The organism is Citrobacter freundii complex sp. CFNIH4, assembly GCF_002934505.1.
Classification (GTDB): domain Bacteria; phylum Pseudomonadota; class Gammaproteobacteria; order Enterobacterales; family Enterobacteriaceae; genus Citrobacter; species Citrobacter freundii.
On sequence record NZ_CP026233.1, the window covers coordinates 144,727 to 170,159 of the forward strand.

Sequence of the window (25,433 nt, forward strand, 5' to 3'; positions counted from 1 at the left end):
TTCAATTTCATCAACTGGAAAGAGCGAATTAGATGAAAACCGATAGCGCATGACGGGGCAACTCGGCATGTGATTAAGCAGAAGTCAGCAGACGGCATAGTAGCCCAACGCCTATCGTAATGGATGGGATATGGTGAAGGCCTGAACATTTAGAAGAAGGAGGAGTCTTGCCAAACTTGTCGGTACTCACTACGTCGTCAGACGATTACTATCAACAGCGTATTAGCCCGCAACCAGCCTTCAGCAGCAATCTATTTCCGCAACTACTCGAACCTGAGAATCTACACCGAGCTTGGCGACAAGTGAAAGCCAATAAAGGCGCGTCGGGTATCGATGGCATGACCATCGAAGCCTTCCCGCGCTGGATGCAACAAGGCGGCTGGCAACAGTGTAAATCTCAACTTGAGCGAGGAGAATATCAACCCTCAGCGGTCAGGCGCGTGGAGATCGATAAACCCGATGGCGGTAAACGCAAATTGGGGATCCCCACCGTGATTGATCGTGTGATACAACAAGCAATTGCTCAGATACTCACGCCGTTGTTTGACCCCTACTTTTCAGTCAATAGCTTCGGCTTTAGGCCGAACAGAAACGCCCAGCAGGCGGTACTACAAGTCAGGAATATCATCAAACAGAAGCGCAAATTTGCCGTTGATGTTGATCTGTCCAAGTTCTTTGACCGCGTCAACCACGATCTGTTGATGACTCAGTTAAGGAGTAAGGTGCAGGATAAGCGTCTGCTAGCGCTTATTGGCAAATACCTGCGAGCGGGCGTCATGGTCAACGACCAATTTGAAGCAAGCTTCGAAGGTGTACCTCAGGGCGGCCCACTCTCACCCTTATTATCAAACATCATGCTGGATAGTTTGGATAAAGAATTGGAAAGCCGAGGACATCACTTCGCCCGCTACGCTGATGACTTTATCATCTTGGTGAAGTCTCAACGGGCGGGAGAACGTGTTCTCAAGAGTATTACTCATTATCTTGGTACGAAGCTAAAACTGATCGTTAACGAGCATAAAAGCCAAGTAGTTAAGGTAGGTCAAAGCAAGTTCCTTGGCTTCACCTTTAACCGAGGAAAGATCCAATGGCATGCCAACACGTTGCACGTTTTCAAACAAAAGATACGACGACTGACGAACCGCAATTGGGGAGTCAGCATGAGCTATCAACTGTTTAAACTGCGGCAATATATGCAAGGTTGGATCAATTACTTTGGCATAGCCAACGCTTATCAAGGTTGCGTCGATTTAGACCACTGGATCCGTCGCCGAGTGCGTATGTGCTACTGGCGTCAGTGGCGAAAACCACGGACTAAGGTGCAGAACCTACTTAAACGAGGTGTCAGGATCCAAGCTGCCGTTGCTTGTGGACTCACAAGTAAAGGCCCTTGGCGTAGTTCGAAAACGCCAGGCATACAGCAAGCGCTGAGTAACGAGTACCTAGAGAAAGCTGGATTGTATTCACTAAGAGATGGATGGATTGCAGTTCATTATCCTAGCCAAATAACAGGTTAGGAGTTCTAAATGAACCGCCCTGTGCGGAGCCGCATGCAGGGTGGTGTGGGGGCTGGAGGCTAGATACCTCCGGCTACCCGATTGGGCGATAGCTTGCCACATTCTCTCAACGATTGGGATTTGATGTACTTTCCGCACTTTGTAGCGCGACCACATCATGCTCCCCCTGGCCGCGAGAGCCCTTCACTCGGGAAACACAAGACAGACCGAGCACGACTGTTGCAAGGGTCAAACAGTACACGACAACCGGCCAAGCCGTGTTGCGCGGCAACAGCGAAATGATCAACGTTCCGATGCTTCCTAGCAGTACACCGCCCAAGCAGAAGTAGACTGCCGTGACCGTTCCAGCAACATGGTCGAATCCTCGAAGAGCGCCATTGGGCGCCACAGATACCGCTGTGGCGACACCAATACCCACTAGCCACATTGGAGCAATAAAGCCTAACACGGACTGCAAAGCCCATATTTCGGTGATGGCAAGCAATACTGCTCCAGCTATCAGGCATCCCATTCCCATTCGCAAGACACTTGGGCTGCCCCACTTGGGTATCACACGCCCCATAAAACGAGCCGTAAACACCATGGCAATTGCCACTGTGGCGAACAGCAGGCTGAAGCCAAGCTGAGACACACCTTGCCTGCCCATCATTAGTCCGGGCGCAATGGAGAAAAAGACGAAGAAGCTACCCATTCCAGCGGCGTAACACAACGTGTACAACCAGAAGTTCAGGCACTTAACGGGGAGTAGCAGCTGCGACCATTGCAAGCCCGCAACTCGTTGCACCCGGGTTTCAGGCCAGAATCGCCACGCTGCTGCAGATGCAGCGATCATGCCCAAACCTAGAAACGCAAAGATAGCCCGCCACCCAAGCCACATGTCGACGAGCGCTCCGAGCAATGGGCCTACCGCCGGGACCATGGCCAGCATGGATCCGAGTATGCCGTAAATGACATTACTTTCCTCGCGACCTGCGTAAATGTCACGTACTGTTGCAAATGTGGAAACAAGGCACGCCGAGGCACCACAAGCCTGAAGAATCCGAAGCCCCAGAAAGACTTCAGCCGATGACGTAAGAGCGAGGCCCATTGACGCCACAACGTAGGCGAGGCCACCTCCCAGTAGAACGGGGCGGCGCCCCAGTCGGTCCGATAGCGGTCCAAACAAGAGCTGACCGGCACCAATCATGACCAAGTACGTTGTCAGCGTAAGCTGAATTGTGCTCGCTGTCGTACCAAGCGCGTTTGGCATAAACGGCACTGCTGGCAAGTACATGTCCATGCCGAGTGATGCCAATAAATCGAACGGTGATAACAACAACACCGTGGCGGCAAGGGAGTACCGCCAACTAAAGTTTTTTGAGCGCACGAAACCATCTCCTTGAACAAAGGATTTGGCGGCGCTCCCGTAGAGCAAAAGGATTCATGAGAACGCCGCAACAACCGAAAAATGAAGGTTGCTGCGGCTTACTTGTCTGCGTTCTTGGAAGTGCTCATCTGCTGACTATCTCATGATTGAATTTGAATCGTAACAACTTTCAAGCAACTCTGCAAGGAGCCTTATTGTGCGCCCAACGCCGGAGTTAAGCCGCCGCGCGTAGCGCGGTCGGCTTGAACGAATTGTTAGACATCATTTACCAACTGACTTGATGATCTCGCCTTTCACAAAGCGAATAAATTCTTCCAAGTGATCTGCGCGTGAGGCCAAGTGATCTTCTTTTTGTCCCAGATAAGCTTGCTTAGCTTCAAGTAAGACGGGCTGATACTGGGCAGGTAGGCGTTTTATTGCCCAGTCGGCAGCGACATCCTTCGGCGCGATTTTGCCGGTTATTGCGCTGTACCAAATGCGGGACAACGTAAGCACTACATTTCGCTCATCGCCGGCCCAGTCGGGCTGCGAGTTCCATAGCTTCAAGGTTTCCCTCAGCGCCTCGAATAGATCCTGTTCAGGAACCGGGTCAAAGAATTCCTCCGCTGCCGGACCTACCAAGGCAACGCTATGTTCTCTTGCTTTTGTAAGCAGGATAGCTAGATCAATGTCGATCATGGCTGGCTCGAAGATACCCGCAAGAATGTCATTGCGCTGCCATTCTCCAAATTGCAGCTCGCGCTTAGCCGGATAACGCCACGGGATGATGTCGTCATGCACGACAAGGGTGACTTCTATAGCGCGGAGCGTCTCGCTCTCGCCAGGGAAAGCCGAAGCCTCCATAAGGTCATTGAGCAATGCTCGCCGCGTCGTTTCATCAAGCTTTACGGCCACAGTAACCAACAAATCAATATCGCTGTATGGCTTCAGGCCGCCATCCACTGCGGAGCCGTACAAATGCACGGCCAGCAACGTTGATTCCAGATGGCGCTCAATGACGCTTAGCACCTCTGATAGTTGGTTCGAAATTTCGATGGTCACCGCTACCCTCATGATGTCTAACGCCGCCATAAGTTGCGGCTTTGGAGTTGATTGTTTTGTGGTAGCGTAGCGTTAAACCACAAAACAAGCGACGGAAAAGCCGTCAACTTGATGGCCTTGTTAGCCTTATCAGCGCGACTGTGATGTATAAACGTCAAAAATTGAATGACCAATTTTAACAATCGCATCATTTCGCTCTGCCATTGAAGCCTGTGTTTGAGCTAGATAGATGCTCACAATAATTGGGGCTTGATGCTCACTCCACACAACTGCTGTAATACTCCGAGCACCAAATCCGCCAGCACCTGAGCGATCCGCAATGTTCCATCCCGCCGGCAATACTGAACGTAGTAAATTACCAGTGACTTGATTGTTCACCATCCAAGACTCTAATTTTTTCTGGTTCATTTCAGATAGCGCGGAACCAAATAAAAATTTATTCAAAGTACTGGCTATTGCCTTAGGAGTTGTCGTATCCCTCAAATCACCGAGCTTACCTTCATTTAAATCAGGCTCAATACGGTCTAGACGAGTCTCTTTGTCCCCAATTTGTCTTAAAAAATCAGTAACGCCTTTGGGGCCACCTACAGCACTTAGGATGATATTTGCCGCAGTATTATCACTTGTAGTCATAGTTGCGAAGCACGCATCATCGAGTGTGATTGCCTGCCCTACTTGCTTTTCTATTACAGGGGAATAGGTCACAAGATCTGCTTTCTTAATCTCGACTGTACTATTGGGATTAACTTTTCCTTGCTCAGCATCATATAGTAATTTAGCGCAAGCTATTGTTTTAAAAGTACTTGTTAACGGGAAGCGCTGATTGCCATTGTAATCCCAATATTCTCCATTTTGAGTATCAAGAACGGAAACACCTATACGAGCAGAAAGAGAAACTTCAATTGCCTTAACGTCTTGTTCAACTTGCTGAAACTTTGAACTACTTGCAAAAACCACGGATGGTATTAAAAGCGAAAATGCCAATAAAAACTTCATGTAAGTAACCCCATAATTTTGATTGTCACACATTTTATATAAAAGCATGAGGCTCCATAATATGGCTAACTTTGTTTTAGGGCGACTGCCCTGCTGCGTAACATCGTTGCTGCTCCATAACATCAAACATCGACCCACGGCGTAACGCGCTTGCTGCTTGGATGCCCGAGGCATAGACTGTACAAAAAAACAGTCATAACAAGCCATGAAAACCGCCACTGCGCCGTTACCACCGCTGCGTTCGGTCAAGGTTCTGGACCAGTTGCGTGAGCGCATACGCTACTTGCATTACAGCTTACCAACCGAACAGGCTTATGTCCACTGGGTTCGTGCCTTCATCCGTTTCCACGGTGTGCGTCACCCGGCAACCTTGGGCAGCAGCGAAGTCGAGGCATTTCTGTCCTGGCTGGCGAACGAGCGCAAGGTTTCGGTCTCCACGCATCGTCAGGCATTGGCGGCCTTGCTGTTCTTCTACGGCAAGGTGCTGTGCACGGATCTGCCCTGGCTTCAGGAGATCGGAAGACCTCGGCCGTCGCGGCGCTTGCCGGTGGTGCTGACCCCGGATGAAGTGGTTCGCATCCTCGGTTTTCTGGAAGGCGAGCATCGTTTGTTCGCCCAGCTTCTGTATGGAACGGGCATGCGGATCAGTGAGGGTTTGCAACTGCGGGTCAAGGATCTGGATTTCGATCACGGCACGATCATCGTGCGGGAGGGCAAGGGCTCCAAGGATCGGGCCTTGATGTTACCCGAGAGCTTGGCACCCAGCCTGCGCGAGCAGCTGTCGCGTGCACGGGCATGGTGGCTGAAGGACCAGGCCGAGGGCCGCAGCGGCGTTGCGCTTCCCGACGCCCTTGAGCGGAAGTATCCGCGCGCCGGGCATTCCTGGCCGTGGTTCTGGGTTTTTGCGCAGCACACGCATTCGACCGATCCACGGAGCGGTGTCGTGCGTCGCCATCACATGTATGACCAGACCTTTCAGCGCGCCTTCAAACGTGCCGTAGAACAAGCAGGCATCACGAAGCCCGCCACACCGCACACCCTCCGCCACTCGTTCGCGACGGCCTTGCTCCGCAGCGGTTACGACATTCGAACCGTGCAGGATCTGCTCGGCCATTCCGACGTCTCTACGACGATGATTTACACGCATGTGCTGAAAGTTGGCGGTGCCGGAGTGCGCTCACCGCTTGATGCGCTGCCGCCCCTCACTAGTGAGAGGTAGGGCAGCGCAAGTCAATCCTGGCGGATTCACTACCCCTGCGCGAAGGCCATCGGTGCCGCATCGAACGGCCGGTTGCGGAAAGTCCTCCCTGCGTCCGCTGATGGCCGGCAGCAGCCCGTCGTTGCCTGATGGATCCAACCCCTCCGCTGCTATAGTGCAGTCGGCTTCTGACGTTCAGTGCAGCCGTCTTCTGAAAACGACACCATGTGCAAACGATGTCAGAATAGAGTTAAATTTCCTATTGATTGACATATTCCGTCAAAGGTAATAGATTTCATCCTGACACTTTTGCCTTTGGAGGCATCTTGCAAGGTCAACGCATCGGCTATGTCCGCGTCAGCAGCTTCGACCAGAACCCGGAACGGCAATTGGAGGGTGTTCAGGTGGCGCGGGTGTTCACCGACAAGGCTTCTGGCAAGGACACCCAGCGTCCCGAGCTGGAAAGGCTGCTGGCCTTCGTCCGCGAGGGCGACACCGTGGTGGTGCATAGCATGGACAGGCTGGCACGCAACCTTGATGACCTGCGCCGCATCGTCCAAGGGCTGACACAACGGGGCGTGCGCATGGAGTTCGTCAAAGAAGGGCTGAAGTTCACCGGCGAGGACTCACCGATGGCCAATCTGATGCTGTCGGTCATGGGAGCCTTCGCTGAGTTCGAGCGCGCCCTGATCCGCGAACGTCAGCGCGAGGGAATCGTGCTGGCCAAGCAGCGCGGTGCCTACCGGGGACGAAAGAAATCGCTGAACAGCGAACAAATTGCCGAGTTGAAACGGCGAGTTGCGGCAGGCGACCAAAAAACCTTGGTGGCCCGTGACTTCGGCATCAGCCGCGAAACCTTGTACCAGTACCTGCGGGAAGACTGACCATGCCACGCCGCTCAATCCTGTCCGCCACCGAGCGCGAAAGCCTGCTGGCACTGCCAGATGCCAAAGACGAACTGATACGGCACTACACGTTCAACGAAACCGACCTGTCGGTGATCCGTCAGCGTCGCGGCGCCGCGAATCGATTGGGCTTCGCTGTGCAGCTTTGCTACTTGCGATTCCCTGGCACCTTTTTGGGCGTCGATGAGCCTCCGTTTCCGCCCCTGTTGCGCATGGTGGCCGCGCAACTCAAGATGCCAGTGGAAAGTTGGAGCGAGTACGGCCAGCGCGAACAGACACGGCGGGAGCACTTGGTCGAGCTGCAAACGGTTTTTGGGTTCAAGCCCTTCACCATGAGCCACTATCGGCAAGCCGTGCATACATTGACCGAGCTGGCCTTGCAGACCGACAAAGGCATCGTGCTGGCGAGCGCACTTGTCGAGAATCTGCGGCGGCAGAGCATTATCCTGCCCGCCATGAATGCCATCGAGCGCGCAAGCGCCGAGGCCATCACCCGTGCCAACCGACGCATTTACGCGGCGCTGACCGATTCTTTGTTATCACCCCACCGTCAGCGCCTGGACGAACTTCTCAAGCGCAAGGACGGCAGTAAAGTGACGTGGCTGGCATGGCTGCGCCAGTCGCCTGCCAAACCGAACTCTCGCCACATGCTCGAACATATTGAGCGCCTGAAATCCTGGCAAGCACTTGATCTGCCCGCAGGCATCGAGCGGCAGGTTCACCAGAACCGCCTGCTCAAAATCGCTCGTGAAGGTGGCCAGATGACGCCTGCTGATCTGGCAAAGTTCGAGGTGCAACGACGCTATGCCACGCTGGTAGCGCTGGCCATCGAAGGCATGGCCACCGTCACCGATGAAATCATCGACCTTCACGATCGCATCATCGGCAAGCTGTTCAACGCGGCCAAGAACAAGCATCAGCAGCAGTTCCAGGCTTCCGGCAAGGCGATCAACGACAAGGTGCGGATGTATGGGCGCATCGGTCAAGCGTTGATTGAGGCCAAGCAAAGCGGCAGCGATCCGTTCGCCGCCATCGAGGCCGTTATGCCCTGGGACACCTTCGCCGCCAGCGTCACCGAAGCGCAAACATTGGCGCGGCCTGCCGACTTTGATTTCCTGCACCACATCGGTGAAAGCTATGCCACGCTACGCCGCTACGCGCCGCAGTTCCTGGGCGTGCTCAAATTGCGGGCTGCGCCCGCCGCCAAGGGTGTGCTCGATGCCATCGACATGCTGCGCGGCATGAACAGCGACAGCGCGCGCAAGGTGCCCGCCGATGCGCCAACCGCATTCATCAAGCCGCGCTGGGCAAAGCTGGTTCTGACCGACGACGGCATCGACCGGCGTTACTACGAGTTATGCGCCCTGTCGGAGCTGAAGAACGCGCTGCGCTCCGGTGATGTCTGGGTGCAGGGTTCTCGCCAGTTCAAGGACTTCGACGAATACCTGGTGCCGGTCGAGAAGTTCGCCACTTTGAAGCTGGCCAGCGAATTGCCGCTGGCAGTGGCCACCGACTGCGACCAATACCTGCATGACCGGTTGGAATTGTTGGAGGCGCAACTCGCCACAGTCAACCGCATGGCTGCGGCCAACGACTTACCGGATGCCATCATCACCACCGCGTCAGGCCTGAAGATCACGCCGCTGGACGCGGCAGTACCAGACGCCGCGCAAGCCATGATCGACCAGACAGCTATGCTGCTGCCGCACCTCAAAATCACCGAGTTGCTGATGGAGGTCGATGAATGGACGGGCTTCACCCGCCACTTCACACACCTGAAGACCAGCGACACGGCCAAGGACAAAACCTTGCTGTTGACGACGATCCTGGCCGACGCGATCAACCTGGGTCTGACCAAAATGGCCGAGTCCTGCCCTGGCACCACCTACGCCAAGCTGTCTTGGCTGCAAGCCTGGCACATCCGCGATGAAACCTATTCGACGGCGCTGGCCGAGCTGGTGAATGCGCAGTTTCGGCAACCCTTCGCCGGCAACTGGGGTGACGGCACCACGTCATCGTCGGACGGCCAGAACTTCAGAACCGGCAGCAAAGCAGAAAGCACTGGTCATATCAACCCGAAGTATGGAAGCAGTCCAGGACGGACTTTCTACACCCATATCTCCGACCAGTACGCGCCCTTCAGTGCCAAGGTGGTCAACGTGGGCATTCGTGATTCAACTTACGTGCTTGATGGCCTGCTGTACCACGAGTCGGACTTGCGCATCGAGGAACACTACACCGACACGGCAGGCTTCACCGATCACGTGTTTGGCTTGATGCATTTGCTGGGATTTCGCTTCGCGCCGCGTATCCGTGACTTGGGCGAAACCAAGCTATTCATCCCCAAGGGCGATGCCGCCTATGACGCGCTCAAGCCGATGATTAGCAGCGACAGGCTGAACATCAAGCAAATACGCGCCCATTGGGATGAAATTCTGCGGCTGGCCACCTCCATCAAGCAAGGCACGGTAACGGCTTCGCTGATGCTGCGCAAACTCGGCAGCTACCCGCGCCAGAACGGCTTGGCCGTGGCGTTGCGCGAGCTGGGGCGCATCGAGCGCACGCTGTTCATTTTGGATTGGCTGCAAAGCGTGGAGCTGCGCCGCCGCGTCCATGCGGGGCTGAATAAGGGCGAGGCGCGCAACGCGCTGGCCAGGGCGGTCTTCTTCTACCGATTGGGTGAAATCCGCGACCGCAGTTTTGAGCAGCAGCGCTACCGGGCCAGCGGCCTCAATCTGGTGACGGCGGCCATCGTGTTGTGGAACACGGTATATCTGGAGCGTGCCACCAGTGCTTTGCGTGGCAACGGCACGGCGCTGGACGACACATTGTTGCAATATCTGTCGCCGCTGGGGTGGGAGCACATCAACCTGACCGGCGATTACCTATGGCGCAGCAGCGCCAAGGTCGGTGCGGGGAAGTTTAGGCCATTGCGACCGCTGCCACCGGCTTAGCGTGCTTTATTTAATGAGATGGTCACTCCCTCCTTCCCGGTATTATGCTGAGGACAGGCTTTCATTCGGAGAACCATCATGGAAAACATTGCGCTTATTGGTATCGATCTGGGTAAGAACTCTTTCCATATTCATTGTCAGGATCATCGTGGGAAGGCCGTTTACCGTAAAAAATTCACCCGACTAAAGCTAATCGAATTTCTGGCGACATGCCCGGCAACAACCATCGCGATGGAAGCCTGTGGCGGTTCTCACTTTATGGCACGCAAGCTGGCAGAGTTAGGGCATTTTCCAAAGCTGATATCACCGCAATTTGTCCGCCCATTCGTTAAAAGCAACAAAAATGACTTCGTTGATGCTGAAGCTATCTGTGAAGCAGCATCACGTCCATCTATGCGTTTCGTGCAGCCCAGAACCGAATCTCAGCAGGCAATGCGAGCTCTGCATCGTGTCCGTGAATCCCTGGTTCAGGATAAGGTGAAAACAACTAATCAGATGCATGCTTTTCTGCTGGAATTTGGTATCAGCGTTCCGCGAGGTGCTGCCGTTATTAGTCGACTGAGTACCCTTCTTGAGGACAGTAGTTTGCCTCTTTATCTCAGCCAGTTACTGCTGAAATTACAACAGCATTATCACTATCTTGTTGAGCAGATTAAAGATCTGGAATCTCAGTTGAAACGAAAGTTGGACGAAGATGAGGTTGGACAGCGCTTGCTGAGTATTCCCTGCGTTGGAACGCTGACTGCCAGTACTATTTCAACTGAGATTGGCGACGGGAAGCAGTACGCCAGCAGCCGTGACTTTGCGGCGGCAACAGGGCTGGTACCCCGACAGTACAGCACGGGAGGTCGGACGACATTGTTAGGGATTAGCAAGCGGGGCAACAAAAAGATCCGAACTTTGTTGGTTCAGTGTGCCAGGGTATTCATACAAAAACTGGAACACCAGTCTGGCAAGTTGGCCGACTGGGTCAGGGAGTTGTTGTGTCGGAAAAGCAACTTTGTCGTCACCTGTGCTCTGGCAAACAAGCTGGCCAGAATAGCCTGGGCACTGACGGCGCGACAGCAAACTTACGAAGCATAAAGGCAGAAATACACCAGTTTAAACAATCATTCATCTGGTTTTGCGAATACTGATATTGATGATACAAACGGCCCACCGGCCTGTTGAGGAACCTGTAAAACGGAAAGGCTCGCTGAAGCCGTATATTTTCTGGAGGTTCATCAGGCGCGGAACTCATCGAGGCGCGGGAATAAAATCCCATTCAGACGCCGGATAGATTCAAGCAAGCCAACTTATCGTCAAAATCGGTGTTGCAAAAACGGGAGTGACCATAGATTCCGTTTTCTGAGACGACCCCAGATTGTCGTCTATGGCTGAAATCAACGAGTCTGGCGTGTACCGATAGACCAGCGAATGCACTCTAGTAGCGTCGATGCCGGTGACTCGGTAATTGAGATCCAAAGAGCGACTTTCTGAAATGCCGTTCCATCTGACCATACTGGTGACGGGGCCAAAGGGCGCTCGCTCGATCTGGCTTGCCAGGCTTGTTGTGGTGCCTGCTTGTGTCGTTGCCACCTCGATGACGTCACCGGCTAAATCACGGGTGTAGGAAACCTCACGACCACTGGGATACGTGATCTTCGTGATGAGGCCTGCACCATCGTATTGGTACTGGGTAGTAAGGCTCTGCCCGTGGGTTTCCCAGGTCTCGTAAGCCAACCATCCTTCGGGTGTATAGCCATATCTCCGGACACCGTTGCCATCATCGACTGAGGTCAAGCGGCCCATGCCGTATGGTGAGGTTGCTTCGTCGTACCCGTACAGAATTGGCGATTCGCCAGCGACACCGCTGGATGCCTCGATGATCCGGTTCAGCGCGTCGTAGCTGTAGCTTGTGGTTTGTCCCTTGGCCGTCTTGCGCGTTGCCACGTTACCGGCTTCGTCATAGGTAATGTCGGTGGTGCCGGTGTCCGGGCTCCGGACCTGAGTCACTTCGCCAAAGCCGTTGTAGCTGTAGTAGGTCAGGCGCGAACGAGGGTCGGAGACACGGTAAACATCGCCGGTATCCTTGTAGAGCACCTGCGTGACCTTCCCGAGTGGATCGGTCGTTTGTGTCCGGTGATGGAAGCCGTCGTACTTGTAGGAGTGTGTGTTACCAGAGGGACTGGTCTCCTGTATCAGGTTTGCCACCACATCGTAGGAAAACGATGACTGATTGCTATAGGCGTCGGAGACACTGGAGAGCCAGCCGATTTCGTTGAAGATCCGGCGCTCTATCCAACGGGTCTGGCCCAGCGCATCGAGCAGTCGCTCTTCTACTGGGTTCCCGAGGTCATTGAGCTCAAGCTCGCGCCGGTTGCCCTGTGCATCTGTTTCCGCCACCAGCCGATGTGCAGCGTCGTACTCATAGCTGACGGTTGCACCATTTGGCTTAGTCAGCGAGCTCAGGAGGCCCACAGCATCATAGTTGTAGGCCGTGGTTCCTTCTGGTCCAGTGGAGCTGACAAGTCTTCCTCTGGCGTCATAGGTGAGGGTTTGGGTTACACCGTTGACGCCCTGAATGGTCCCGGCGCGACCGTTCGCGTCGTAGTCACCAAACTGCATCACCTGCCCCAGCGCGTTTGTTGTCCGGATCAGGTTGCCCTGGTCATCGTAGTCAAATGTCGTAACATCGCTGACGTCGGTGCGCGGACCATCAACCGAGGCCAACAGGCTCGGCTTTCCTGTACCAACAGGGGCATAGGTGTAGGTCCATGTCCGGGAAGCGCCCGAGCTGCGATCTGTGACCTTGCGGCTTATCACCCGGAGATGAGTGTCGTAGGTAAGCTCAGTGATCCTGGTTGGTTCCGTGATTTTTGCAGGGAGCGACTTGGAAGGAAGCCAGTCGGTCGTAACCTTGCCCCCATCCTGGTCTATCTGGGTGGTTTCCAATCCCCGGTCGTTATGGGTGAACGTGCGCTTCTGTCCAGCACGATCTGTAATGCTGGAGACGAGGCCTTTGCTGTCGTAGACGTAGGTTTCCTTGCCTCCCACAAAGCCGGTACACGGCGCACCCTCAACAACATCAGGCTTGAGCATCCCGTTGTGACGGCTGTAGGTATATCGCTGAACGTGGCCGAGGGCGTTGGTGACAGAGACGCTTCCGTCAGCGTTGTAGCTTACCTGAGTCTTCTCTGCGCCCCCGGCGTGTTCACTTAGAACTGCCATCCCCTGAGCATCATATCCCCATGTGGCGAAACGGTTGCCGTTCTCGTCCACCAGCCCAGAGAGCAAACCCGGTGCATTCGGGTCATCGTAGAGATAGCTGCGGCTCGTATTGTCCTGGTAGATCACTTCCGCCAGCTTGCCAGCGCTGTTGTACTGGTACTGAATACTGCCACCAGCAGGATCGGTGACACTGACCATGCGGCCATCTTGATGCTGGAACTGGATGTTGCGGCCAAAGCCGTCAGTGATCGAGGATAGCTCTCCGTTCAGATAGCTCAGGGTGATGTGATTGCCGTTGGGCTTCTCGATGCCGGTCAGTCGTCCGGTTTCATCATAGGCCTCGACTACCCCGTCAGATTGAGTGTAACGCCAGCCGGTAGCATCCTTCGTCAAGGTATCATCGGTTTTCCATGTTGGCACCCAGACAGAGGACGAGTTGTAGAACGCGAGTTGTTGCCCTTCTGGCCGGTGCAGGACAACCATGTTCTCACCGTACTTCGAGGCGTTGACCTCGACGCTCCGCGAGTAGGTATGCCGCCAGCCGCCGAGCTCTTCATCAGGAAGGTGGCTATTGTAGTATCTGGTGAATGTGAAAGGGTCGGAGCCTCCGCTTTGATAATCCAGTTCAGCCTGGAACTTGTTGCCGGTGCCAAGATGGATAGGGTTCCCTACACACATGGTCGTTGTTGGTAAGCCGAGATCCCTGTCCAGGAACGGTGTTTTATCCATCTCACCCGGCAGAACATAGGTTGAGCGCCAGTAGACCGTAGCTGGGTCGCCAGTGCAGGTAGTGGGGTCATAATCGCCAGTAGCACCTAGATACTTAAAACAGATCCTGGAGACATAACGGCCATCACCATAACTGGCAACCGGATAAAGCGCATCCCCAACTGGCGTTCCCTTCCCTTGCTCCTCACCAGAGCGATAATTCTTCATGAAGGAATGCGCGTCTATGATGGTGTTGAAGCGCATTTTGTCTACTTCGGTGCTCACGGCTACAACCCGCCATTGTGCAAAAGCAACGCATGGCAAAGTTGCGAGCACCACAACGGCCAATGACCGCAGGTTTCGCATCAGTAAAAGGGAAGGTCTCGATCTCATTTACAGCTCCAGTTTTTATGCTGGAGCTATTTTCAGGTGGGAGAGTCGTTATCAACGACTGCGTTTTTGCCCTTTTAGGGTATGAATACGTGATTTGGAGAGGTTGTGTATTCAGAACAAATGAGAAGCAGGTTACTCATTTCGCTCAAACACTGTGACAAGAACACGTTTTTGGTTGTCGTCGTTGATCACCATCAGGTACTTGAACTTGGAATCTCTATGGCCCCAGACTTCCACGTTATCTACGCGGCCATACTTTCTGGCTTTATGGCGAGCCACTTTCTCGTCAAAGGGTTGAACCTGTAACTCTGGATGCTGGAGGCGACCAACGAGTGAGGCCCACGGTTTTTTAGGGTCTCCAGAGGTTATCCGGGCCTGATACTGATCGATGGCATGTTGAGTAACAAGGACGGGACCAATGGCCGGTGTAGAGATTTCGTCATGGGTTTGAGTATAGGCTTGCTTGTCCACATCGAGGAGCTCAACGTTGCCCTCACCCGGCTCATCCATAAACTCCATGCTCTGCGAAACTTCAATAGTAGCGCCCTTTAAACGTCCAGTGAGGCAAGCCGCAAACTTGAATGCAAACTCCTTGGTGGATTTGCCCAGCGCCAGCTTTTTAATCGCACCTTTGGATACCACCAGCTTGTAACCAGCACCAGCACCTGGCTCTCTGCAAAAAACCTGTTTGTCCAGCGCCAGATAGCGAATGGCTACGAGCTCAGCCAAAAGATCTGCCTCCTCGTTGTCAAAATCAATACGAACATCAAGGATGCCTTTCCGTTTTGTACCAACGCGCCAGAATACAAGGGCTGAATTATTAGAAGTTTTCTTCGAGACAGTAGTCAGTGTCATCATGGTCTATTTCTCCATTATCGGGATAATGGTCGGCATCGCCGCCAGCACCCCTATTCGTTAGGGTTCATTTAGATGCTACCACGGGTTTTAAAAATGCAACCCCTAGTGCCACTCTATTTGTGGTCCCAAGTATTTTTATAAGCTCGGGCTAGGCGTTTCTCTATCACTTCTGACAAATTGCAACCATCGACTTCTGCCAACCGCTTCAAAATCCTGTGGGCTTTATCGCTTATAGTTATGCTTTTACCAACACCATATCCCCTTCTGCGACGTTGCCTAATTGATGTCCCGAGTTTATTGATTTGCTCTGCTGTCAGATATTTATTAATCCATTCAGTGAGTTCTGATGGTGATCGCCCCATGCTGTTCAGGCTGTCCACGGCTTCAAGTTTCTTATCGAATGGGACGTCACGCCAGAAAGCTGGGCGCGAAGCAGCTCTGAGGAGATAGATCGCCGTAGCCTGAGCATCTTCATTGGATACTTTCAAAAAAACACCTTTACCGTTACATGTCACACCAACTTCATCGTGACATGTAACACTTCAAACTGCAAGTATAAAAAAAGGCCAGCTATTGCTGGCCTTTACGTTCATTATCGCAGTTACTCTTTAGGCGTTGTGATGCTTTTTTTCCTTCTGTTTCTCATGGTAGAGATACAGACTGCCGCCAGTGACGACAGTGAAAAAAATGAGCAACCCCAACATGCCTAATGTGAAAGCGTCCATTTGACCCCCTTAGGAATTGCTGACCTTGGTTAAGATTATACCATAGATCCACAGGATAACCCCAATGACCAACACCAAACCGGCTTCTTTGACGGTTATAGTGTCCCCAGATACAGCCAATCCTACAATACCGACACCGATGGCTGTTACGGCGACCTTACGCAGGTCTTCACCGATAGCTCCCAGAGTCTTCTTGTCAGGAGAGAAAAGACGCACAAACCACGTCTTAATACGCAAAAACTTTTTCATGATTACCTCCATAGTTGAAGAGGAGGCGAATCATGCCCGAGAGGGCATGAACACCCCCTCAGGGTTAAAGTTTTAGGCAGACAAAGCTGTTGGCTTCGCCTTGTTCATCTTCATTGAGTTAATGATCTTCGTCGCTTCATCAGCAAACGGGCCAGTAACTTGGATAGGCTCCCTTCTTGCGAAGGAGGCTGTCACCATCATTCTCTGGCCGTGCATCAGATGACGATACCGAGACCGCATAAGCTCAACGTAGGCCGCAGAGTCCCCCTCCCACCCCTCAGGGGGAGAAAAGGGGCACACCGCGTCGTTACCAGGCGTTGTATCAACCTTCGAGACATCAATGACGGCCATACTCAGCTCTCCTTCTCGCAATGAAATCGCGCAGGTAGCGAGCATTCGGGAAACCGAGGCTTCCCTGACTCATCAGGACATCGTTCCAGTCAATCCCTTTCGCTCTGGGCGGGATCGGGAGTTTAGGCAGCAGGACGTACACACGAATGCCGCGCTTCTCCAGCTTGGCTTTCAGCACGTTCGCTGACTTCTCACCAGTCACAGACTTATCTTTGTCAGCCCAGATCAGTACGGTGTGAACACCTTCTGGAACCTCGAAGGACTCCATCAGGGTCGCATTGACCGTTGACCAAACCGGGATTTGAGTGACTCGATAAGCTGACAGGGCTGTTTCCAGCCCTTCTGCAACACCCAGGATACCCTCAGTCGGTTCACCGAGGCGGATGGCCGCGCCATTGACATCCAAACCGTCAGGAATGGGCATCATCTTCTTGGCGTTGCCGACCTTGGCTTTTTTACCGTTTTGGGTGAGATAGGTGCGGTGGAGCGTTACCAGGTTGCCTTCCACATCTCGGATAGCGCAGACGATAGCCGGGAATTTCCCAACTTCATTGCCATCTTCGTCGTAGTAGGCCATAGCCGGATTGAACCGCAGACAGTCTGTTTTTTCTACTTCATCAACCTTGAACAGAAGCTCGCGGTTTTTGAAGTACAGACGCATTGGCTCAGTCACATGACTGGAGAACGGCAAACACTCGTTCCATACCTTCTCGATTTTCTCACGGAGACGAGCACTGTAAGCGCGTTCGCGCTCCATTCTCTTCTCCATTTCTTCTTGGAGCTCAAGCAGCCAAGGCTTAGGTTGTTCACGAAACATCGGAACAACTTTCGGCTTGTTTTCGCTGCTTTGCTCTTCCGGTTGTGTGGCCGCATGTTGTACTTGCGGTGCCGGAGCTTCTACCGTGCGGTTGACCACAGGGGCCGACTCAACATGGTGACTCACCGGCTCAACACCACCGTTCGAGCGAGCGCGGAACTGCGTTACCGTAGCGCCGCGACGTTCCACCAGCCAGGTGTTGCGATGCGTTTGCATAGGTTGTTCTCTCACAACATTCCCCTGCTCGTCCTTAACTTCAACGACGACAGTTACAGGCTCGCGCCCGAGGTTTGTCATGACGATCTCATCCCCATACTTGGCTTCACTTTCACCAATGGCTCTTTCAAGATCCACGCCCCAGATGGTGCGTTCCAAACCGCTCTTGTCACGGATGAAGGCAAAGTAGCTGAGCTCGTTGTCTTCGTTATGCTCATAAGGAGCTTTACCGTGGGCAATCAGAGTACCGGCAATGGATTTTTTACGATTCTTGGAATCGAGAACCTTGTTATTCACCTTCATAGGCTCTTGCTGAACAGGCGCTTTGGCCTGGACAGGAGCTCGTGTCGGTGCAGCGGCTTGTTGATACTGGGGTTGCTCTTTCTCAACGCCCAGATAATCACCAACCTCGCTCAGGCACTGTTTAAAGTCCCAGTTATTGAGCCACATCAGCAGCTCAAAACCATCATGATTGGCACCGCATGTATTGCATACGCCGCCACCAGTCAGGTGGGCATCCTTGAACAGTCGGAAGCCATCTTTCCCGCCGTGGATAGGACAAGAAACATGACGACCAGGTTTACGGAGAGCTGGTTCAAGATGGGGCGCTAGGGCCGCCAGGATGAATAGCCAGTTTCCGTTTGCAGCTTCACGAACGGTGTCAGCTTTGTAGTAAGACATAGGTTTTCTCCTTAGCGTGAACCCCAGCATCGAGGCTTCCTTAAACCCCCGTCGCCAGGGTTTTAAGGAAACCCCGACACCGGGAGAATGTGCCAAGGAGGCTCCCCAGCCGGGGAGAACTCCCCGGCGAGGGGTTTAAAAAGGTCGCCCCCGAAACGGAGGCGAATTTTGTGAATATCACAAGCACAAATGAGTGCCATCTTCCGAGGCCATCATGATTGTGACATCTGCGGTTACAGGATCTGACTTAATCACAACCTCAGTGGGTTTGAAAAAGCCATCTACAGTGGGCATGGGGTAATAAAGACGAATCTTTCCCCAATTCTTGTTGTCGGTAAAAGCGACCTTTGTTTGAGCAACACAAAGCTGCAAAAACATGAAAAGGAAGTCTTCTACCGAGTGCTTACCATCTGCACCAAATACTCCATCGACAATTGCCGGGGTCACTGCCACATTGGTCAGGAAACCAGCTTGTTTACCGATGGAAGATTGGTCCACCAGCAGACCATCATTGATGGCTTGTTGACGGATTTGGGCGAGGTCCAATTTAGCTACTTGGTTCATAAGGTGTACTCCAAAGTTAATGGGTACACCTACCCCGTGCGGGGAAGTGTACCCGCATGGGTTATTGAAAGGTCACGGCCAAAGCCGAGCTTTAAGGTTCCGAGTTTTACGCTGGCTGAATGCGCCAAAGAACGGTCGGAGGAAACGAGTCAGCGACACGCTTCACATTCGCGTAAAGAGTGTCCTTAAAGACACGCTCTAAGCGACGACCACCTTGACGATAAACCAACTTAAAGTCTTGGAATTTGTTCATGGATACCTCCAGAAATAACGGGAGGTATCTCCAGCAGGAGATAGACTCCCGCAGGGATTAATAAATTAACGTTAATTTGCTGTTTGTTTTTGGCGACCAGCTATCGCACGCTTTCGCCCTCAGGGAGGACAAAATCTGCTTACTGATGGCTTAACCATGAGTAAGAAGACTTGGGAAGTAAAGCAGGGGTTTCCCCCTGCCTTGTTATGCCGCTTTGAGGTGGCGAGAGAAAAAGTCCCTGGTTTGCTGGATAGCGCCCCGGAGAAGTTCTCGTCTGTAGCCAGCGTAGCTCTTGTCATCACTGGCAACGGTCAAGCCGTGCAGACTCTCTTCACCCAGGACAATCTCGTTTTCACGAGAGAGTACCTCAACACGTAGGCCAAGCACTCGCTCTTTCCCTTCCAGGATAGAACAAATTGTTTGGTCTCTTACTTCGTCATCCCAGTGGCCCATATCGAAATCCCGCTCAGGGAGTTCAGTAACACGCACCAGGTAGTTTTCAGTGGCCCGTTCCCAAACCACTTCATCTTCGCATGGAGAGGCCTCGATCAGCGAGTACCCGTCCGCTTCGAGCTTCTTGGAAAGACTTTTTACATCATCCGCCAGCTCCAGCACAAAGCGTTCCCAGAGGTCTTGCCAGCGCTCGACCATATCCTGGTTAATCCCTTCAATGCCGGTGCCAATCATGGAATCATCATCAGGGAAGATCCCTGTGAAGTCCACGTTGTCGTCGATGTTCATGCAGTTCCAATGGCTGTAGTGATGCCCGTGACTATTCCGAGTAATGGACAGGTCACAGGAACCATATTCGCGGAGGACAGAAAGCATATTCTCAATGTCTTTCTGTGCCATCAGGTTCTTCACGCGGCTGACAGCATCCACTTGGCCGGGCTCAGTGCTGAATAGGCGATTCATGAGAGCTTTGACGTCATCAACGCTCAAATCCCCGTAGAAGGCTACGCCATCCCCCTGGCAGTATCCGAGACTGTACTCAATCGTCAGATCATCCGGGTATCCACACTTAACCAGTTCGTTTTGAAAATGCTGTTTAATCATTGGTATCTCCTTAATTTCAGAGGGAGACACCATCCCCTCAGGGACCGATGTCCCCCGTGGGGTTAATGTTTGGGTTAAGAAGCCTTGCGGCTTAATTCAGTATCAAATCGAGGACCTTTGAGAACCGCAGTTTTCATAACCTCGAAGTTTCTTGGGTAACGCAGCTTTGAAACTGCGCCAGCTCGGATGTCGGCAGCCTCACTTGGAGAGACTAGCCTTAACCCTTCGCTGGTTTCAGCGTAGAACCAACCGGCATAACGCTCATAGGCATTCTGCTGGTACTGTTCAGTCGCCATATTCTTCCGGATCGCCTCTGTTAAGGCCTCAACAACACCGTCATCTTTCGTGATGATGTTGAAAACATGAGAGACGGTCAGGAAGTTCCCAAAGAAGCAGGCTGCCCCAAGCCAAGGCTGGAACATTTCGCCATTTCGCCCCGTCCTCACCATTGGTTCAAACGGGTATGGGCGATAACAGTGATACTGCTCAAACATCGGGTCAAGAACGTTGTCACCCAGGACATCCAGTAAAGTCTGAATGCTGTCCGGGTCTTGGCCTGCCCACTTACTCCCATTGCTGAGAATCAGTGTTTTACCGTCAGTACGCTCCAGAGCTTGTTCAAAGTTAGACATAGTGCATTCCTTTTGGTTAGGACGCACCACACCCTCTCGGGATGATGCGCCCGAGTGGGTTAGTTGAGAAGGCTTAGCCGTCAAGTCCGTAAATTACGGCGGAGCCGGGCTCCATCTCGACAACTTGTGCGCTTCCTTCTTCTATCAGCTCCTGCATGTAACCAGACTCAGCATCCGGATTACGTTCGCAGTGTTCGTCCCAGCGTTTCAAAAGCCCTTCTGTGGCTTGTCCGTGGGTCTCACCAAGGCCGATAAACTCATAGTGTCCTGTGTTTACGATGATCACCACCATAGCTAGTGCTCTCCTACAGGTCACTTGGTACATACAGGTCATCTTTGATGGCAGAAAAATCGACAGGAGACTGGTCCCCATAGGTTCGATTCACGCCACCAGCATCATCGACACTGACAAAAACCGTGCGGAGTAAACCGCTGGGCTTTGCAGGGTAAACGATGCTGACATGCTGACCTTTGTACTGTTCTGACAAAGTGCTTTGAAGCTCATCAACCGAACGGAATTTCCGGTCGCGGCCAAAGTCCTTAATCTTGATGTCGCCAGGGATTGGATTAGTCATCGTTACCCCCTGCCAGCAGTTTATCTACTGAATGGCCGAGTCCGTTACCAAACCATTTGTCCAGAGCGTCGATTTCCGGGAAGTCCGATTTCACCTGAGCAACAACACGTTCCATTTTGCTGAGAGCATCCTGGAACTCAAGGCCATTACCTGCGGCCACCTCAAGTTTGCACTTGATGTAAGCGGAGTAGGTATCACAGGCCTTAACCAGTGATTGTTCATAGCCACCGGGAGCGAAGGCTATGGCGACTGCATCCTGGAGTTCTTCGGGAAGAGTCTGGATGAGTTTGTCCTCTGCGGCCTTTTCCAGTCGTTCAAACTCACGCTGCAAAACAGCGTTTGCTTTCTTGACCGGTGTTACAACATCCGAACAGAGAACCTCGGCTGCATCATGCAACGAAGCATGAGCAAGCATGACTGCCAGATCCACCGACTTCCCTTGCTGAATGGCAATATTGCCAGCCAGGTAGGAAAGCAGGGTAACAACAGCGCTGTGTTCCAACACAGACTCCGGTTGAACAGAGTGCATCAGTGACCAGCGTTTGATCAGGCGTTGGCGCAAGGCCAGAGCTAGAAAGCCGAAATTTGAATTAGACATAGTGCCTCCAAAATTGGTTGGAGGTACACCAAAGCCGACCGGGCCTTGGTGTACCCGGTTGGGTTACTTAGTTATCTCGGGTCAAGCTGCTTAGCTATAGCGAGTAAAAACGGATGGAATGGATGATCTTGCGGGACACCCCCAACAAGCTCACGGGCTAAACCGACTGAGTTTGTAGCCAACACCTCTTTGACGGCCAGAATGATTTCATTGTCGATTTCATCCTGGGTCTTTCGTTGTTGGTCCACCAGCCGACTTAACTTGTCTAGGCTCATGCTTCTCTCCTTTGTTTGTGGGAGAGAACCCAGGAGGGGTTTCCTCCCGAGGGGTTAGGTTATTGCTGTTTTGGGCCAGCTACCGTTATAGCCAGCAAGCGCTGACAATGAACAAAGAGTATGACAGCCACCTAAAAGGGTAAAACGCTGTAATTGCCCTTTTGGGGTGCAAAAGAAAAAGCCCTCCCGAAGGAGGGCTTTTTATGCGGCCAAGGACAAGCCTTGCTGTCCTCTTTGCAACTCTGTGTCGTCGCGGCGATGTAAGCGTTGAACCGCCTTGATCATCGTTCTGACATGTCGCTCCAAAGAGGCTGGATGGCGTTTTGACAGTAGGTTGATCCAGTCGAGATAGATAGCAAGCGCGGAACCTTCGGTTAGGGCTGCCTGTATCGCCTCATACTGCCCTACGGCACTCTGGACCACATCATTCACCCACTGGGCGTCAGTATTGTCCAAGAGCTCGCAGAGGGCCGTATAAGCCTTCCTTCTGGTCGCGGCCATGTAACGACGAATGTTGGCGTTTCCGCTCCCCTCTCGCCCTTCCATGACGCTCATACAGAATGCGCTGGAGTAACAAAGCATCGCGTCAGTCACGTAGTTAAACCATCGCTCCTGATGCCGTTTCTGTTCTTCCATTGCTTCCTGGTCAAGTTGCTTCTCGATGAACAACCCCGTCGGAGTACGGTGGTGCAGATGGTACTTGAACGTTAAGTGCAAGTTGACCCACCAGCGTACCGTTGCCAGTCTTCCCTTGATTTTTCGCTTCACCAGATCTTTGTACTTAGCATCGCTAAGCACTTTGACATCCTTGCGCTGTTGGATTCCTTCCATCGTCTGTAGCCCTGTAAGGCCCATCTGGTGGTAGGTTTGACCTCTTTGCATCATACGGTGATACAAAGCGCCTTTTCCTTTCGCAAGCTGGATTGCTCCGAACCGAAGGTAGAACTGCGCTGCACTACCGGGCGTATAATGTCCCTTCAGTACAGACTCCCTTAGTCGCGGGTATTCGTTCCAGATGATGAACGCAGCGGAGTCGGGATCGACTTTCACTTCATCATCTTCTGCGAAGCAAACCACCCTTCTCTTTCCGTCTGCGGTATTGATCACTTGCGCTGCCAACGGGTCATCCCCGCCGTCAAAGTAAGCCATTTCCGCTAACGGATCGGCCAAGCCATCAGAAAGCGAACCATCGCCCCAGCGACCAACCTTCAACCACAATGGCTTCGGAATTGGTGACTGAGGAACGGTTTCACACTGCGGCTCGTCTTCCAGCAAGTCCAGATCACCCATCGACCAAACCCTGTGGTAAATCTCCAGGGCATGGAAAGGCTTATCATTGAAATGATGGAAGGCCCACATGAAGTCGATATGGACTAAAGCCTCTTCCGATATGATCCGGAATTGTGGCTCTGCCATTCGACGGTTCCAGTCGTTATCCTCTGCTTGACCAGTAGCCAGCTTGTATGCCAGCTCATCAGCTCTCTTTTGCTCCATGTAGTCCATGCTGCAACAGACATGAAGCAATCGTTCTAGGAAAACAGGACTGTAAACGTCCGGCTGTATTTTGATGTATCCGCCCTCGTAAATCGTTCGACCTACGGGATGGCGGTCTTCCCATGCGTACCGGCGTTTTGCCAAGTAGCGCTGGATGCGGTTCAGCCCCGACATATAGCCATGCCTTTCAGGGTCCGTGGCAAGCAACGTCTCCATTGACTTATCCAACCCAACAGCCTGGCAAGCCCAGCAACCGAAGCGAGCGCCACAGGCGTCACTGGCCTTCTTCTCTGTTGCCGACCACACGCACTCCCCTGTTGCCGCCTTGTAAAGCTCTGCCGTAGTGACATTGCTCTCCAAGTAACTTGGCAGAGGATATGCTGAGCCCATGCCAGCGGATAGTAAGAACTCCCAGACATCACTCGCCAACCAGTTTTTCACCACATACAGCTCACCCCCATCTTTCGTCTTAATGACGCGATCTGAGCTTCCTCGCTGTTTTGCAATGTTGGCCGCACGAATAGTGCTTTCAGCATCACGACTGCCCAGCAAAAGGCAGACTTTCTGTCGAACCTCTTTGGGAAGCTCTCGCATATAAGCTGCCTTCGCTCTTTTGGCAGAGGTGATTTTTAAATCCTGGCTACACTGGCGGGCCGTGGAGTTGGAAAACGTAGGCAACCCCCTCCCAGTAAGGATTCGGCCCGTCCAACTCTGCGAGATCCCAGGCTTTGCTAGAACGATGGTCAGAGGAAGGTTTTCCTTCGCAATGAAACGCTCCAGCTCGGCCAGTTTCTGATCCGCCAGCCACCTTACCTCTGGGCTTTCGATCAGTGTGTCAGTGTGCAAGATGAAGTGGTGCTGGCTGATGGTCGCCCCACTCCTTACAGCCCGGATCAGGGCCATCAGGAACAGGTGCAAGACCGTTTCAGAATCTTTACCACTGGAATAGCCGATCATCATGGTCCACCCATCAATTAAGGCCGTGTGAATGGACTCAACCGATGACGTGATCAACGATGACAGACTGGTTCCTCTACTGGCATCAACGAAGTTCAAATCCTCGTTATCAGTCAGTTCTGACCAAACAGAATCCCACTTATCCCCACGCAAAAGCACTGGGATGGGTTGTTCTGATAGATCAAAGTTTAATGTTTGTTGCATAGGGCCTCCTGGATTAGCAGGGTGCCCATCCCTTCCGGGAAAGCACCCCGGTAGGGTTAAAATTGAATCCTGGCTATCAGACCTGAACTAGCTGCTACTCGACATCTGGTTGTCTTCGTATTGCTGCTTGGCCTGTTTCACCAGATCAATGTCACCGTCTTGCAGCTTTTGAATATCAAGCTGTAGACGAGCCTTGTGTTTCAACAGTTCAGCGACCGCATTATCAATGTGATCAATGAGCGATTGGTTTTTTTGGATGGTGTAACTGTTGAGTTCATCGAGCAGGGGCCATGCAACACTCGAATGAGTGTTGAGCAATGGGTACTCTGCTTCGATCTCACAAACCACACCGTTTGCTCCTTCTCTGTAATGAGGGAACCCGACACGCAGACCGATACGACGATCCAGCGCTGCATTTACAGTACATTCCAAAGAAGTTCGGTTTGAAAAAACATCGTTGACGTTTTTAGACATGCTATATCTCCGTTCAGTTTATGACGGAGCCCCCCTAACAGGAGGTGCTCCCGTCAGGGTTGATAATTTGCTGTTTGTTTTTGGCAGCCAGCTACCGCACTTGAGCGCCTAAGGCACTTTCCGAAGCACCCTGGGAAACCGAGATGCTTGGGAAAGCGCGGGGTTT

The 25,433-nt window shown here is 52.8% G+C and carries 23 protein-coding genes and 1 pseudogene; 5 read left to right on the plus strand and 19 right to left on the minus strand.

Translation table 11 applies throughout. The annotated features are described in order from the left end of the window. Positions 1-167: 167 nt before the first annotated feature. The gene (gene ltrA / locus C2U41_RS27210) at positions 168-1,517 is read left to right on the plus strand and encodes a group II intron reverse transcriptase/maturase (RefSeq protein ID WP_044067521.1); all 1,350 of its coding nucleotides are present in this window, start codon (positions 168-170) and stop codon (positions 1,515-1,517) included. 106 nt (positions 1,518-1,623) lie between these two features. Here the strand turns inward: ltrA and C2U41_RS27215 are convergent, their stop codons facing one another. From C2U41_RS27215 to C2U41_RS27225, 3 genes are all read right to left on the minus strand, one after another. Beyond that, a complete protein-coding gene (locus tag C2U41_RS27215) occupies positions 1,624-2,883 on the minus strand; it encodes a CmlA family chloramphenicol efflux MFS transporter (RefSeq protein ID WP_001256774.1) in 1,260 nt (419 codons plus the stop codon). Positions 2,884-3,144: 261 nt separating this feature from the next. Beyond that, the gene (locus C2U41_RS27220; protein ID WP_001261740.1) at positions 3,145-3,936 is read right to left on the minus strand and encodes an ANT(3'')-Ia family aminoglycoside nucleotidyltransferase AadA2; all 792 of its coding nucleotides are present in this window, start codon (positions 3,934-3,936) and stop codon (positions 3,145-3,147) included. Positions 3,937-4,053: 117 nt separating this feature from the next. Then, positions 4,054-4,920 (minus strand): PSE family carbenicillin-hydrolyzing class A beta-lactamase CARB-2, encoded by an 867-nt coding sequence (locus tag C2U41_RS27225; RefSeq protein WP_001931474.1) that lies wholly within the window; start codon positions 4,918-4,920, stop codon positions 4,054-4,056. A 205-nt stretch (positions 4,921-5,125) separates the two neighbouring features. Between C2U41_RS27225 and intI1 the strand changes: the two genes are divergently transcribed. The 4 genes from intI1 (at position 5,126) to C2U41_RS27250 (ending at position 11,060) form a co-directional block, all read left to right on the plus strand. Further along, positions 5,126-6,139 carry a class 1 integron integrase IntI1 gene (intI1, locus tag C2U41_RS27230; RefSeq protein WP_000845039.1) on the plus strand — a complete coding sequence of 338 codons (1,014 nt, stop codon included), beginning with the start codon at positions 5,126-5,128 and terminating at the stop codon, positions 6,137-6,139. Between the two features lie 305 nt (positions 6,140-6,444). Then, positions 6,445-7,002 (plus strand): recombinase family protein, encoded by a 558-nt coding sequence (locus tag C2U41_RS27240; RefSeq protein ID WP_001162012.1) that lies wholly within the window; start codon positions 6,445-6,447, stop codon positions 7,000-7,002. Positions 7,003-7,004: 2 nt separating this feature from the next. Continuing rightward, positions 7,005-9,977 carry a Tn3 family transposase gene (locus C2U41_RS27245; protein ID WP_001138073.1) on the plus strand — a complete coding sequence of 991 codons (2,973 nt, stop codon included), beginning with the start codon at positions 7,005-7,007 and terminating at the stop codon, positions 9,975-9,977. A 78-nt stretch (positions 9,978-10,055) separates the two neighbouring features. Beyond that, positions 10,056-11,060 carry an IS110-like element IS5075 family transposase gene (locus tag C2U41_RS27250; RefSeq protein WP_048226988.1) on the plus strand — a complete coding sequence of 335 codons (1,005 nt, stop codon included), beginning with the start codon at positions 10,056-10,058 and terminating at the stop codon, positions 11,058-11,060. Positions 11,061-11,327: 267 nt separating this feature from the next. Here C2U41_RS27250 and C2U41_RS27255 read toward each other — a convergent pair. From C2U41_RS27255 to C2U41_RS27325, 16 genes and pseudogenes are all read right to left on the minus strand, one after another. After that, a pseudogene (locus tag C2U41_RS27255) lies at positions 11,328-14,180 on the minus strand (DUF6531 domain-containing protein); the annotation flags it as partial. A gap of 240 nt (positions 14,181-14,420) precedes the next feature. Beyond that, complete coding sequence (locus C2U41_RS27260; protein WP_000988732.1) at positions 14,421-15,146, minus strand: hypothetical protein; 726 nt, start codon at positions 15,144-15,146, stop codon at positions 14,421-14,423. A 113-nt stretch (positions 15,147-15,259) separates the two neighbouring features. Further along, on the minus strand, positions 15,260-15,634 hold the full coding sequence (locus tag C2U41_RS27265) for a hypothetical protein (protein WP_000868821.1): 375 nt from the start codon (positions 15,632-15,634) through the stop codon (positions 15,260-15,262). A gap of 120 nt (positions 15,635-15,754) precedes the next feature. Then, the gene (locus tag C2U41_RS29570) at positions 15,755-15,871 is read right to left on the minus strand and encodes a hypothetical protein (protein ID WP_000338626.1); all 117 of its coding nucleotides are present in this window, start codon (positions 15,869-15,871) and stop codon (positions 15,755-15,757) included. 9 nt (positions 15,872-15,880) lie between these two features. After that, positions 15,881-16,120, minus strand: a complete 240-nt coding sequence (locus C2U41_RS27270; protein WP_000714162.1) for a permease — start codon at positions 16,118-16,120, stop codon at positions 15,881-15,883. A gap of 72 nt (positions 16,121-16,192) precedes the next feature. Further along, complete coding sequence (locus C2U41_RS27275; RefSeq protein ID WP_000268337.1) at positions 16,193-16,471, minus strand: hypothetical protein; 279 nt, start codon at positions 16,469-16,471, stop codon at positions 16,193-16,195. Further along, entirely contained in the window at positions 16,458-18,185 is a 1,728-nt protein-coding gene (locus tag C2U41_RS27280) for a DUF7146 domain-containing protein (protein WP_000122923.1), read from the minus strand. The genes C2U41_RS27275 and C2U41_RS27280 overlap by 14 nt, the downstream gene beginning before the upstream one ends. Before the next feature lie 177 nt (positions 18,186-18,362). After that, positions 18,363-18,749, minus strand: a complete 387-nt coding sequence (locus tag C2U41_RS27285; protein WP_001077335.1) for a hypothetical protein — start codon at positions 18,747-18,749, stop codon at positions 18,363-18,365. Positions 18,750-19,206: 457 nt separating this feature from the next. Then, entirely contained in the window at positions 19,207-20,058 is an 852-nt protein-coding gene (locus tag C2U41_RS27290) for a hypothetical protein (protein WP_000595210.1), read from the minus strand. A 74-nt stretch (positions 20,059-20,132) separates the two neighbouring features. Beyond that, entirely contained in the window at positions 20,133-20,690 is a 558-nt protein-coding gene (locus C2U41_RS27295; protein WP_000064432.1) for a hypothetical protein, read from the minus strand. A 73-nt stretch (positions 20,691-20,763) separates the two neighbouring features. After that, a complete protein-coding gene (locus tag C2U41_RS27300; RefSeq protein WP_000260293.1) occupies positions 20,764-20,982 on the minus strand; it encodes a hypothetical protein in 219 nt (72 codons plus the stop codon). 13 nt (positions 20,983-20,995) lie between these two features. Continuing rightward, the gene (locus tag C2U41_RS27305) at positions 20,996-21,265 is read right to left on the minus strand and encodes a hypothetical protein (RefSeq protein WP_000184110.1); all 270 of its coding nucleotides are present in this window, start codon (positions 21,263-21,265) and stop codon (positions 20,996-20,998) included. Next, positions 21,258-21,863: a 5'-deoxynucleotidase gene (gene yfbR / locus C2U41_RS27310; protein ID WP_000071870.1), complete on the minus strand. Its 606-nt coding sequence runs from the start codon at positions 21,861-21,863 to the stop codon at positions 21,258-21,260. Before yfbR ends, C2U41_RS27305 begins: the two co-directional genes overlap by 8 nt. A gap of 71 nt (positions 21,864-21,934) precedes the next feature. Then, complete coding sequence (locus C2U41_RS27315; protein WP_000050848.1) at positions 21,935-22,138, minus strand: hypothetical protein; 204 nt, start codon at positions 22,136-22,138, stop codon at positions 21,935-21,937. Between the two features lie 201 nt (positions 22,139-22,339). Continuing rightward, positions 22,340-24,793, minus strand: coding sequence for a phosphoadenosine phosphosulfate reductase (locus C2U41_RS27320; protein ID WP_001187970.1), 2,454 nt, complete (start codon positions 24,791-24,793; stop codon positions 22,340-22,342). A gap of 87 nt (positions 24,794-24,880) precedes the next feature. Continuing rightward, on the minus strand, positions 24,881-25,267 hold the full coding sequence (locus tag C2U41_RS27325) for a hypothetical protein (protein ID WP_000042274.1): 387 nt from the start codon (positions 25,265-25,267) through the stop codon (positions 24,881-24,883). Positions 25,268-25,433 lie beyond the last annotated feature (166 nt).

What these genes read in the sequence shown, in the direction of transcription:
- C2U41_RS27220 (WP_001261740.1), bottom strand. Translation starts at nt 3,936, where the DNA reads ATGAGGGTAGCGGTGACCATCGAAATTTCGAACCAACTATCAGAGGTG.
- C2U41_RS27225 (WP_001931474.1), bottom strand. Translation starts at nt 4,920, where the DNA reads ATGAAGTTTTTATTGGCATTTTCGCTTTTAATACCATCCGTGGTTTTT.
- intI1 (WP_000845039.1), top strand. Translation starts at nt 5,126, where the DNA reads ATGAAAACCGCCACTGCGCCGTTACCACCGCTGCGTTCGGTCAAGGTT.
- C2U41_RS27245 (WP_001138073.1), top strand. Translation starts at nt 7,005, where the DNA reads ATGCCACGCCGCTCAATCCTGTCCGCCACCGAGCGCGAAAGCCTGCTG.
- C2U41_RS27250 (WP_048226988.1), top strand. Translation starts at nt 10,056, where the DNA reads ATGGAAAACATTGCGCTTATTGGTATCGATCTGGGTAAGAACTCTTTC.
- C2U41_RS27260 (WP_000988732.1), bottom strand. Translation starts at nt 15,146, where the DNA reads ATGATGACACTGACTACTGTCTCGAAGAAAACTTCTAATAATTCAGCC.
- C2U41_RS29570 (WP_000338626.1), bottom strand. Translation starts at nt 15,871, where the DNA reads ATGGACGCTTTCACATTAGGCATGTTGGGGTTGCTCATTTTTTTCACT.
- C2U41_RS27270 (WP_000714162.1), bottom strand. Translation starts at nt 16,120, where the DNA reads ATGAAAAAGTTTTTGCGTATTAAGACGTGGTTTGTGCGTCTTTTCTCT.
- C2U41_RS27275 (WP_000268337.1), bottom strand. Translation starts at nt 16,471, where the DNA reads ATGGCCGTCATTGATGTCTCGAAGGTTGATACAACGCCTGGTAACGAC.
- C2U41_RS27280 (WP_000122923.1), bottom strand. Translation starts at nt 18,185, where the DNA reads ATGTCTTACTACAAAGCTGACACCGTTCGTGAAGCTGCAAACGGAAAC.
- C2U41_RS27285 (WP_001077335.1), bottom strand. Translation starts at nt 18,749, where the DNA reads ATGAACCAAGTAGCTAAATTGGACCTCGCCCAAATCCGTCAACAAGCC.
- C2U41_RS27290 (WP_000595210.1), bottom strand. Translation starts at nt 20,058, where the DNA reads ATGATTAAACAGCATTTTCAAAACGAACTGGTTAAGTGTGGATACCCG.
- C2U41_RS27295 (WP_000064432.1), bottom strand. Translation starts at nt 20,690, where the DNA reads ATGTCTAACTTTGAACAAGCTCTGGAGCGTACTGACGGTAAAACACTG.
- C2U41_RS27300 (WP_000260293.1), bottom strand. Translation starts at nt 20,982, where the DNA reads ATGGTGGTGATCATCGTAAACACAGGACACTATGAGTTTATCGGCCTT.
- C2U41_RS27305 (WP_000184110.1), bottom strand. Translation starts at nt 21,265, where the DNA reads ATGACTAATCCAATCCCTGGCGACATCAAGATTAAGGACTTTGGCCGC.
- yfbR (WP_000071870.1), bottom strand. Translation starts at nt 21,863, where the DNA reads ATGTCTAATTCAAATTTCGGCTTTCTAGCTCTGGCCTTGCGCCAACGC.
- C2U41_RS27315 (WP_000050848.1), bottom strand. Translation starts at nt 22,138, where the DNA reads ATGAGCCTAGACAAGTTAAGTCGGCTGGTGGACCAACAACGAAAGACC.
- C2U41_RS27320 (WP_001187970.1), bottom strand. Translation starts at nt 24,793, where the DNA reads ATGCAACAAACATTAAACTTTGATCTATCAGAACAACCCATCCCAGTG.
- C2U41_RS27325 (WP_000042274.1), bottom strand. Translation starts at nt 25,267, where the DNA reads ATGTCTAAAAACGTCAACGATGTTTTTTCAAACCGAACTTCTTTGGAA.